This window comes from Gemella sp. 20925_1_85, from assembly GCF_041433735.1.
In the GTDB taxonomy this organism is placed as follows: domain Bacteria; phylum Bacillota; class Bacilli; order Staphylococcales; family Gemellaceae; genus Gemella.
The window spans coordinates 45737-57091 of record NZ_JAPWCC010000011.1; the positions used below are offsets into that span (position 1 = coordinate 45737).

Here is an 11355-nt window from a genome sequence, read left to right on the forward strand (position 1 = left end):
AGTTTATTTAAAATATGAAATAACAAAACTATTATATGTATATTATTAGTTTTTTTGTTCCCAATATGATAATATAATAAAGGTAAAAATTTAGTAATATATCAAAATTTTGGTCAAAGCATTATTTTGCAATTACGTTAAAATATATGGAGGTACTATGACTGAATTTTTAAAAGAATATGATGTTATTGTAATTGGAGGAGGACATGCCGGAATTGAGGCAGCACACGCCGCTAGTAGAAAAGGTGTTAAAACTTTAATGATTACAATAAACTTAGATACTATTGGTTTTATGCCATGTAACCCAAGTGTGGGTGGACCGGCAAAAGGAATTGTTGTACGTGAAGTAGATGCACTTGGTGGTCTAATGGGACGTGTAGCAGACAAAACTAACATTCAAAGTAAGATGTTAAATACAGCAAAAGGGCCAGCAGTTCGTGCATTAAGAATGCAATCTGATAAGGTAGAATACCAATTAGAGATGAAGAGAATCTTAGAAGATACTCCAAATCTAGATATCGAGCAAGCGATGGTACGTGAGCTTATTATTGAAGATAATAAAGTGGTTGGTTTAAGAACTATGCTTGGTACAGCATATAAAGCTAAGACAATAATTATCACAACGGGTACTTATTTACGTGGTGAAATCGTAATTGGAGATATTAAATATTCTTCAGGACCTAACCATCAGATGCCATCAATCGATCTTGCAAAACAATTAGAAGAATTAGGTTTTGATTTAGTTAGATTTAAAACTGGGACACCACCAAGGGTTAATGCAGATAGTGTAGATTTTTCAAAAACAGCGATTCAACCAGGTGATGATGAGGAGCATGCATTTAGTTATGAAACTACAGAATTCGTAAAAGATCAGGTTCCTTGTTGGTTAACTTATACTAATACAAACACTCATGAAATTATTGATAAAAACTTAGGTCGTTCTGCAATGTACTCTGGAGTTATTAAAGGAACAGGACCAAGATACTGCCCAAGTATTGAAGATAAATACGTTCGTTTTAATGATAAAGAAAGACACCAACTTTTCTTAGAACCAGAAGGAAGAAATACGAAAGAAATCTATGTACAAGGTTTATCAACGTCATTACCTGATGATGTACAAAGAGATATGGTTCGAAGTATTGCAGGACTAGAGAATGCAGTTATTATGCGTAATGGTTATGCAATTGAATATGATGCTGTAAATCCAACAACACTTTGGCCTACACTAGAGACAAAATTAATCGATGGATTATTTACAGCAGGTCAGATTAATGGTACAAGTGGTTATGAAGAAGCTGCAGGTCAAGGAATCATGGCGGGAATAAATGCAGCATGTAAAGTTCTAGATGAAGAGCCGATGATACTTGGTCGAGATGAAGCATACATTGGAGTTCTTATTGACGACTTAGTAACAAAAGGAACAAACGAACCTTATAGACTTCTAACTTCAAGAGCTGAACATAGATTACTTCTACGTCACGATAATGCAGATATGCGTTTAACGGAAAAAGCTTATAACTATGGCCTAGTAACAGAAGAAAGATATAATAAATTCTGTGAAAAACGTAGTATGGTAGCTGATGAAATAGAAAGACTTAAAACTTTCAGAATAACTCCAACAGCTGCGACTTTAGAAAAATTAGCAGAGTTAAACAGTGCTGAAATTCGTGATGGAATCTTAGCTATTGATATGCTAAGACGTCCAGAATTAACTCATGCAAATGTACTTTATTTAGCAAATGACGAAACAGTGTTACCTAGAGACGTAGTAGAACAAGTTGAAATCGAGGTTAAATATGAAGGGTATATTAAAAAATCTATTCAACAAGTTGAAAAACTTAAAAAAATGAATGAGATGAAAATTCCTACAGATTTAAATTATGATGATGTACCAAGTTTAGCTCTAGAAGCAAGGGAAAAGCTAAAAAAAGTTTTACCATTAACTATTGGACAAGCATCTCGTATATCAGGAGTTAACCCAGCAGATATTTCAATTCTATTAGTATACTTAGAACAAAGAAGAGGTATGAATAATGAATAAAGAACAATTCTATAATGCTGTGAAAGAAAAGGTAGGTATAGAATTATCAGAACTTCAGAAAGAGCAGTATAGTAAATACTATGATTTAGTTGTAGAATGGAACCAAAAAATTAATCTTACTGCTATTACTGAAGAAGATGAGTTCTATACAAAACATTTCTTTGATTCGATTTCTTTAGCATTTTATAAAGATTATTCAAATATTGAAAGTATTTGCGATGTGGGAAGTGGAGCAGGATTTCCATCAATTCCATTGAAAATATTATACCCAAATTTAAAAGTTACTATTGTTGATTCTTTAAATAAACGTATTAAGTTTTTAAATCTAGTAAAAGATGAACTTGGACTTACTGATTGTAATTTTGTTCATGCTAGAGCAGAAGAATTTGGTCAAAATAAAGAATACAGAGAAAGTTTTGAAATAGTAACTGCTAGAGCTGTAGCAAGATTAAATGTATTAGCTGAGCTTTGTCTACCATTAGTTAAGAAAGATGGTTACTTCTTAAGTCTAAAAGCTCAAAAAGCTGAAGAAGAAACTAAAGAAGCAATAAATGCAATAAAACTTTTAGGTGGAAAATTAGAGCAAGATCTTGAATTTGATATTGAAGGTGAAGAAAGGCATATACTAGAAATTCGTAAAGCCAAAGAAACACCTAATAAGTATCCAAGAAAAGCTGGTACACCGAATAAAAAACCAATATTATAGATTATTAAAGGAGAATTTTGTAGTTTTATCTATGAATTCTCCTTTTGTATATACTTTAATGAAATAAAAAAAGAAAAAAGAAAGAAATTTTCAAAAAATTCTTTACTTTTTTTTGATTTTATATTATTATATTTATTATATTAAAAACAAACAAGAAAAAGGAGGATATATATGTCAAAAAGAGTAAAGGATTTTCTTAATATTATTTTAAACGGAACTGCCTTAGGAGTTGTTGCAGGATTAATTCCAAATGCTGTTTTAAGTACATTGTTTAAGTACTTAGGAACTCTATTTGCACCGAACGTATTCACTACACTTTCACAAGCGATGTATTTATTACAATTTTCTGTACCAGTTTTAGTTGGTGTAATTGTTGGGCAAAGTTTAAAATTTAAACCTTTAGAGTCATCAGTATTAGGTGCTACGGTCTTAGCAGCAAGTGGTTCATTAACTTTTAATGCTCAAACAAAAGCGTGGACTGGAGTTCCGATGGGAGATTTATTTAACGTAATTTTAATAGCAGCAATTGGAGCATTAGCGATAAGTTATGTTAAAGATAAATTTGGAGCTGTTACAATCATTTTCTTACCGATAACTGGAGGACTAGTAGCAGCATTAGGATTAGTAACATTACCTTATACAAAGAGTTTAACAAAACTATTAGCGTCAGTAATTTTTGAATTTACAACATTACAACCAGTATTAATGTGTATCTTAATAACAATGGCATTCTCATTCTTAATCGTAACACCTGTATCTACAGTAGCGATGGGATTAATCTTATTCACGAATGAGAACTATGTAGGTGCAGGAGCAGCTACATTAGGACTAGTTTCTGCAGCTGCAGTACTAGCAATTGGTACATACAGAGCTAACAGTAAAGGAGCAAGTGTTGCCATCCTATTAGGTGCAATTAAACTTATGATGCCTAACTGTGCACGTAAACCACAATTATTCCTTACTATTTTAACAACAGCAGCAGTTACAGGTTTATCTGGATACTTCCTAAAAATCCTTGGTACTCATGAAAGTGCAGGATTTGGAATTATCGGATTAATCGGACCTACAAAATCATACGCAATGAATGGTGGAAACTTACTTCCAATTCTATTAGCATTCTTTGTAATTCCGTTTGTAGTTGCATTCTTAGCTGATAGACTTTATTCAGATATATTAAAACTATATAAACCTGAAGCATATAAACCAGAAAACTTATAGTAAATTAAAAGATATTCGAATTTGTTTCGAGTATCTTTTTTATATATTAAAAATAAAGAGATAACGTTGACAAAGTAATTCTGTAATTATAAAATTAAAGTAGAAGAAAAATTAAGGAGAATGATTATGAAAATATTATTTGCAGGTGCAGGGGCGTTAGGTTCAAGATTTGGATATATGTTGTTTAAAAATAAAGAGGATGTGACTTTTGTCGACACTTGGGAGGCTCATGTTGAAAATATAAGAAATAAAGGATTAAAGGTCATTATTGATGATGTAGATTTAGGAAACTTCTATATTCCTATTTATAAACCAGAGCAAATTTCAGGGAAGTATGATGTTATATTTGTAGCAACTAAATCGATGCAGTTAAGACCGATGTTAGAAAGTGTAAAGCATCTTTTACACGAAGATACTAAAATTATTTGTATTTTAAATGGTCTTGGTCATGTAGAAACATTAAAAGATTATGTAAAAGAAGAAAATATTTTAATAGGTGTTACTGTATGGACTAGTGGTCTTGGTGGACCAGGAATACTGGAAGCACATGGTATAGGAAAAATAGAATTAAAACAAGTTAATGAGGTTAACCTAGAAAGAACATTAGCTTTAGTGGAAAGATTTAACGGTGCTGGATTAAATATTAAGTATTCAGCTGACACTTATCAATCAATCTGGCATAAAGCTGGATTAAACTGTGTATTAAATTCATATTGTACTTTAATTGATTGCAATATTAATCAATATGGAAGTTATGTTAAAAATTTAGAATTAACGAGAGCAGTTTTGAATGAAGTAACAGCTGTAGGAAGAGCAGAAGGTATTGACGTAAAACAAGAAGTTATTGAAAAAAATATAGAAAGTCTATTCTCACTAGAAACGGGAGGAGCACATTATCCTTCACTATATCAAGATATGAAAAATGGTCGTTTAACTGAGATTGATTATTTAAATGGAGAAGTATCAAGATTAGGGAAAATACATAATATTCCAACTCCTGTTTGTGATGTTATTACATTAATGATTCACTCTAAGGAGTTCATCAATAATAATAAATAATAGTATTATAAAAGGGATGCTAAAAGGCTCTAAGTAGAGAAATATCAATGTTTTACTTGTATTTTTCTGTTAAAAAAGGTATAATAGTTCGTATGTTCAATTTGTCTATTTTTAAATAGGAGGAAAAGATATGTCATTAGAAATTAATAATGAATTTGGTCATGTTTCTATAAGTGATGATGTTATTGCATCAGTAGCTGGTGGAGCAGCTGTAAGTTGCTACGGTATTATAGGAATGGCTAGTAAAAATCAAGTTAAAGATGGAATTACAGAAATTTTACGTAAAGAAAATTACGCAAAAGGAATTAAAGTAAAAAAAGATGAAGATAAACTTGTTATTGATTTATATATCATTGTTATGTATGGAACAAAAATTTCAGAAATAGCTAACAATGTTCAATCTTCAGTTAAATATCAAATAGAAAAAACACTAGGTGTTAAAGTAGATGAAATTAACATTTACATTCAAGGCATCAAGGTAAATAAATAGGAGGAAAGATAGTGGAGAAAATTAACGGACTTGTTTTAGCTGAAATGATCGACTTAGGATCAAAAAATTTAGCTAAAAATGCAGAAAAAATAAACGCATTGAACGTTTTCCCTGTACCAGATGGTGATACAGGAACAAATATGAATCTTTCAATGTCATCAGGTGCAAAAGAAACAGCTGCAAATGTTGTTGAAAACATCGGTGAATTAGGTAAATCTTTTTCTAAAGGTTTATTAATGGGTGCACGTGGAAACTCTGGTGTTATCCTTTCTCAACTATTTAGAGGGATGTCTCAACACATCGCTGATAAAAAGGAAGTTAATGCAAAAGAATTTGCTGAAGCTATTCAAAATGGAGTAAGTATCGCGTATAAAGCGATAATTAAACCTGTGGAAGGAACAATCCTAACAGTTGCACGTGAAGCTGCAGAAGCTGGGGTAAAAGCAGCTGAGAAAACTACTTCTGTGGTAGAAGTAATGGAAGCTATATATGCTGAAGCGCAAGCGTCACTAAAAAGAACACCTGAATTATTACCAATCCTAAAAGAAGTTGGTGTAGTAGACTCAGGTGGTCAAGGTCTTGTTTGTGTATACCAAGGATTTGTTGCTGCACTAAAAGGTGAGAAAATCGAAGGTCTGGAAGCGGTAGAAACTAATGTTGTTGATATGCAATTCGAAGACGATCATGATATGGATTTCATGAGCCCAGAAGATATAGTGTACGGATTCTGTACGGAATTCACTGTACGTCTTGATAAAGAGAAAAAAGAATTTAATGAAGATAAATTCCGTGAAGATATGAGTAAATTTGGTGATTCATTATTAGTTATTTCTGATAGTGAGTATGTAAAAATTCACGTTCATACAGAAACTCCAGGTGACGTGTTCAACTATGGGCAACAATACGGAGAACTTATCAAAATTAAATCTGATAATATGAGAGAACAACACCGTGAGGTTCTTAGAAAACAAGAAGCTAAACAAACAACTGCTCCAAAAGAACTTAAAGAACAAGCGATGATTTCTATTTCTATGGGAGCTGGCTTAAGCAAAGTTCTAACTTCTATGGGAGTTGATTATATCGTAGAAGGTGGGCAAACAATGAATCCATCTACTGAAGATATCATGAAAGCTATTAAAGAAGTTAACGCTAAGAATATCTTTATTTTCCCTAATAACAAAAACATCCAACTTGCAGCAAAACAAGCTGCTGAGTTAGCTGAAGAAAATGTTTTTGTAGTTGAAAGTAAAACAGCACCTCAAGGACTAGCTGCGGTAATGGTATACAATCCACAAGCAGCTGCTGAAGAAAACTTTGCAAATATGCAAGAAGTCTTATCTACAGTAAGTACTTTAGAAGTAACACACGCTGTTCGTGATACTAATATTGAAGGTGTTGAAATTAAGAAAGATGAATTTATGGGAATTAGAAATGGTAAGATTGTAGTTTCTAATCTTTCGCTTAATACAGTATTAGAAGAATTATTAGAAAAATCACTTGATGAAGACTCTGAAATTGTTACACTTTACCTTGGTGAAGAAAGTACAGAAGAATATACTGATTTCTTAGAGCAATTAATCGAAGAAAAATATCCTGATGTAGAAGTAGAACTTATTGAATCAGGACAACCAGTATATCCATATATTATTGGGGTTGAATAATAATTAAATGTTAAATTAAAAAAGTAGCATTAGTCTAAAATAGATTAATGCTACTTTAAAGTTGATAGAGTAAAATATCAATATACTAATCATAAGACATTAAAGCAAAACAGATTATGATTGGAAAGGAGAAAACATGGTTGATATAATTATTGCATTATTATTAGCAGCAGGTGCGTACTTAGGATACAAACGTGGGTTAATCATGCAAATTTTTTATCTGGGAACAATTGTAATAGGTTATGTAGTATCAATGTTATTCAGTTCAAGATTAGCATATTTATTTACAAGTATGATACCAATTCCAACTGATGTTACAGATGGTTTAGAAGGAATATATAAAGGATTAAATATTCCAACTGCATATTACCGAATAGTTTCATTTATTGTATTATTTATTGTAATACGTTTAATAATACAAATTCTAGCACAAACATTAGGTGTTGTTAGAAAATTACCGTTAATAAAAATAACGGATAGATATTTAGGAGCTATTTTAGGATTTGTAGAAATTTATTTAATAGTTTTCGTAGTATTATATCTAGTAACAGTATTGCCTACACCAGATTGGAAGATAGCGATATTTAAAGATTCTGTGCTACCAGACTATATAATACAAAACACGCCAGTGTTATCAAAACAGTTTATTAGTTTATTCTTTAATAAATAATTGAAAAATTCGGAGTACGGAAAGTGCTTCGAATTTTTTGTGTAATTAAACCAGATTATGATTTTAATCGAAAGAAATTGTTTAATGCTTGTATTTAGTGTATAATAGTTTGTGTTATAAAAAGAAAAAGCATGTAAATATAGATAGAAGGAGTGAGATTAGATTGAATAAAATTACTCAAAAGAAACTAAATTTAGACTTAGTTTTAAAAGATGTAGAGAAATATTGTTTCTCAGAGTTATCTTATGAAAAAATAAAAAATTTAGAATATATAACAAATTACGATAAGTTAGTAGAAGTTCATAAAGAAAATGAAGAAGGATATGACTTACTAAGAAAGTATCCAAATGAATTCAAATTAAAAATATTTGACTATAACGCTAGTGTTAAGAAAGCTAAAATTGATAGTGTCCTTTCGGAAAAGGAACTCTTCTATATATTAAGAAATATTATAACTTATGATAGATTTTCTAGAAGGTTTGAGAATATTAAATTACAAGAACATTCTAATTATCCAAGTTTAACAAAATATGTAGTTAAACTAGATGATTTTAGTGATCTTGAAAGATACCTAGATAGAATAATAGATGAGGACGGTTATATAAGACCAGACGCTTCATTAGAATTGAAGAACATCAAAGTAAATATTGCTAAGTTAAAAAATAAAAGTGATCAAATTTTAAAGAATATCTTACGTTCAAATGTTAAAAAATTAACTGAGGCAATTGTTACTAAGAGAAATGATCGTGATGTTATATTAGTAAAACCAGAATATAAAAATGATTTTGGTGGAATTATCCATGATGAGAGTGCATCGGGGAATACTTTTTATGTTGAACCAAAAGAAAATGTAGAAATTAATAATGAAATTGGAATACTAAAACGTAAAGAAAAAGAAGAAATACTTAGAATCTTAAAAGAAGCTTCAGAAGTTATTAAAGAAAAAGCAGATGAGCTTATAAATTCACTTTGGAACTTCTCACAAATAGAGTTTATTTTTTCAAAAATGAACTTTTGTGCTAGAAATGGCTTTAATAAACAAAACATAGTAAATTCACAAGAACTTAATCTAAAGAAAGCATATAATCCTTTAATTGATAAAGATGTAGTTGTGAAAAATGATGTTATTCTAGACAATAAAGGAAATTCACTAATAATAACTGGTCCTAATACTGGTGGTAAGACTGTAATTTTAAAAACAGTTGGATTATGTGTGTATTTATCACATTTAGGATTTTATATTCCTGCACTAGAGGAATCTACGGTTGGATTTTTTGAAGATGTGTTTGTTGATGTAGGAGATGAGCAATCTATAGAGAATAACTTATCTACTTTTTCTTCACATATGACTAATATAATAGATATATTAAATAAAACAAATGATAAGAGTATTATTCTATTAGATGAATTATGTTCAGGTACTGATCCAAGTGAAGGTGCTGTACTGTCAATTGCGTTATTAGAAAAGTTCAAAAATCTAAATGCAACAATGTTATGTACAACTCATTATCCAGAAATTAAAAACTATTGTTTTGAATCAGAGTATTATAAAAACTCATCAATGGAATTTGATTTTGAAAAATTAAAACCGACTTATAGATTTATTATAGGATTACCAGGTAAGTCTAATGCAATAAATATCTCTGCTAAACTAGGTTTAGAGCAATCTATTATAGATGAATCAAGTTCGTTATTAGAAGTTAATACAAAAGAGAATAATCTTTTCATAGATAAACTTTCTGAAAGTATAAGAGAATATGATTATAAATTAGAATATATAAATAAAAGTTTAGATGAAATTGATGAAGTTAAAGAAACTCTTGAATCAAATCTTCAGAAATATGAAGAGTATAAAGAAAGTCTGTATAATGATTTAAGTATAGAGTTAAATAAAGAAATAGAAGAGAAAAAAGAAGAAATGCTTGAGATTTATAAAGAATTTAAAGACAATACTTCTTTAAAACAACATGAACTTAATGAATTACTTCATTCTATGGATAAGAGTAAGAATAATATAAGATTACAAAGAAAATTAGAAAGTGAACCTAAGTTTAATAATAGTGAAATACAGGTTGGTGATGATGTTCTTGTACTAAGTTATAATCAAAGAGCTACTGTATTAGAAATTTCAGGAAATACCCTACAAATCAAAATGGGTGCAATGAAACTAAATATTAAGAAAAAAGAAGTTAGAAAAATCGATAGTGAACCGGAAGTTGCTAAACGTTATGTAAGCACAAGTAATGTAAGTAGTAAAAAAGTCGGTATTGATATCAACGTAATAGGATTAAATACAGAAGAAGCGATAAGAGAGATTGAAAACTATATGGATAAAGTAATACTTCAAGGGTATGATACATTTACTATAATTCATGGGTTAGGTTCAGGAATACTTCGTAAAAATATCGGAGAATATCTTAAAAATAATAGATATGTAGCTAGCTATAGAACCGGAGGTCAAAACGAAGGTGGAATGGGAGCTACAGTAGTCGAAATGAAGTAAAAGGTTAAGTTGGATTAATTTCCAACCTAACCTTATTTTTTATATATCCAATATCTTAGTGTGATTCTAGATTCTTCTATTACCTCGTTTTCTAAAATACCACCACATGATTCAATAGTACGTTTTGAGGCAATGTTATTTTTATCACAAGTAATTAGAATTTTCTCTAGACCAAGTGAAAACAAAAACTTAGAAGTGTAGTTTAACATTTTCTTAGCATAACCTTTTCTTCTTTCAGATTTTCTAACACTGTAACCTATATGACCACCAAAGTTTAAAAGATAGTCATTAAGTTCATGTCTAGCGTTAATAATACCTACAATCTTATTATTATCCAGTGCAAAGAAAGTATGAGCAGTGACAAATCCAGGAGTTACTGTTTCCTTATACTTAGTGTTTTCTGTAAATTGTACCCATTCTTCAATAGAAAGATTGGTCATATTTGCAGCTCCATGAATTGTTTCATTATTTGAAGTAAATTCATTTTTATAGTCTTGTATTTGTTGAAACGAAACATCAATAGGTTCTTTAAAAATAATCATAAATAATCCTCCTTACATTATATATTTCTATAATATATCAATAGAATTTGAATGTAAATAGTAAATAGAAAGAAAAAATGAAATTATAATGAAAAAATATGAAAATATTATTGACAAGAAATAAAGATGATGATAGAATAGTAAAAGTCTTCTCAAGAAGAAGACGAACAATCAAACATTTCGAAAAATTAAATGTTAAGAAATTATAAAAAAGTTCTTGACAAAATATAAAAGAAATGATAAACTTATAAAAGTCTTGAAGAAAGACAAAATCAATTATTTCAACGAAGTAAACGGTTAAAAAGTTTTTAAAAAATATAAAAAACTTCTTGACAAACATTCGAAGAAATGATAGAATAATAGAAGTCTTCTGAAGAAGACGAAAAACATTTTTAAAAAAAGTTTTAAAAAAAGCTTGACAAAGAAATTTAAAAATGTTAAAATATAAAAGTTGTTAATCGCAAC

Annotated in this window: 9 protein-coding genes; 8 read left to right on the plus strand and 1 reads right to left on the minus strand. The window is 29.8% G+C overall.

What is annotated here, in order from left to right:
* Nucleotides 1–157 precede the first annotated feature (157 nt).
* The 8 genes from mnmG (at nucleotide 158) to O3884_RS04925 (ending at nucleotide 10348) form a co-directional block, all read left to right on the plus strand.
* Nucleotides 158–2041, plus strand: a complete 1884-nt coding sequence (mnmG, locus tag O3884_RS04890) for a tRNA uridine-5-carboxymethylaminomethyl(34) synthesis enzyme MnmG (RefSeq protein WP_371452097.1) — start codon at nucleotides 158–160, stop codon at nucleotides 2039–2041.
* A complete protein-coding gene (rsmG, locus tag O3884_RS04895) occupies nucleotides 2034–2747 on the plus strand; it encodes a 16S rRNA (guanine(527)-N(7))-methyltransferase RsmG (protein WP_371452098.1) in 714 nt (237 codons plus the stop codon). The genes mnmG and rsmG overlap by 8 nt, the downstream gene beginning before the upstream one ends.
* Before the next feature lie 171 nt (nucleotides 2748–2918).
* Entirely contained in the window at nucleotides 2919–3965 is a 1047-nt protein-coding gene (locus O3884_RS04900) for a PTS sugar transporter subunit IIC (RefSeq protein WP_371452099.1), read from the plus strand.
* A gap of 126 nt (nucleotides 3966–4091) precedes the next feature.
* A complete protein-coding gene (locus O3884_RS04905; RefSeq protein ID WP_371452101.1) occupies nucleotides 4092–5024 on the plus strand; it encodes a ketopantoate reductase family protein in 933 nt (310 codons plus the stop codon).
* 130 nt (nucleotides 5025–5154) lie between these two features.
* The gene (locus O3884_RS04910) at nucleotides 5155–5514 is read left to right on the plus strand and encodes an Asp23/Gls24 family envelope stress response protein (protein ID WP_003144659.1); all 360 of its coding nucleotides are present in this window, start codon (nucleotides 5155–5157) and stop codon (nucleotides 5512–5514) included.
* A gap of 11 nt (nucleotides 5515–5525) precedes the next feature.
* The gene (locus O3884_RS04915) at nucleotides 5526–7175 is read left to right on the plus strand and encodes a DAK2 domain-containing protein (protein ID WP_371452104.1); all 1650 of its coding nucleotides are present in this window, start codon (nucleotides 5526–5528) and stop codon (nucleotides 7173–7175) included.
* 136 nt (nucleotides 7176–7311) lie between these two features.
* Nucleotides 7312–7845, plus strand: a complete 534-nt coding sequence (locus O3884_RS04920; protein ID WP_004264291.1) for a CvpA family protein — start codon at nucleotides 7312–7314, stop codon at nucleotides 7843–7845.
* A gap of 163 nt (nucleotides 7846–8008) precedes the next feature.
* Nucleotides 8009–10348, plus strand: coding sequence for an endonuclease MutS2 (locus tag O3884_RS04925; protein ID WP_371452105.1), 2340 nt, complete (start codon nucleotides 8009–8011; stop codon nucleotides 10346–10348).
* A 32-nt stretch (nucleotides 10349–10380) separates the two neighbouring features.
* Here O3884_RS04925 and O3884_RS04930 read toward each other — a convergent pair whose 3' ends face one another.
* Complete coding sequence (locus O3884_RS04930) at nucleotides 10381–10890, minus strand: GNAT family N-acetyltransferase (RefSeq protein ID WP_371452106.1); 510 nt, start codon at nucleotides 10888–10890, stop codon at nucleotides 10381–10383.
* Nucleotides 10891–11355: the final 465 nt, after the last annotated feature.

Coding starts and splice junctions, on each gene's coding strand:
- mnmG (WP_371452097.1), top strand. CDS start 158: ATGACTGAATTTTTAAAAGAATATGATGTTATTGTAATTGGAGGAGGA.
- rsmG (WP_371452098.1), top strand. CDS start 2,034: ATGAATAAAGAACAATTCTATAATGCTGTGAAAGAAAAGGTAGGTATA.
- O3884_RS04900 (WP_371452099.1), top strand. CDS start 2,919: ATGTCAAAAAGAGTAAAGGATTTTCTTAATATTATTTTAAACGGAACT.
- O3884_RS04905 (WP_371452101.1), top strand. CDS start 4,092: ATGAAAATATTATTTGCAGGTGCAGGGGCGTTAGGTTCAAGATTTGGA.
- O3884_RS04910 (WP_003144659.1), top strand. CDS start 5,155: ATGTCATTAGAAATTAATAATGAATTTGGTCATGTTTCTATAAGTGAT.
- O3884_RS04920 (WP_004264291.1), top strand. CDS start 7,312: ATGGTTGATATAATTATTGCATTATTATTAGCAGCAGGTGCGTACTTA.
- O3884_RS04930 (WP_371452106.1), bottom strand. CDS start 10,890: ATGATTATTTTTAAAGAACCTATTGATGTTTCGTTTCAACAAATACAA.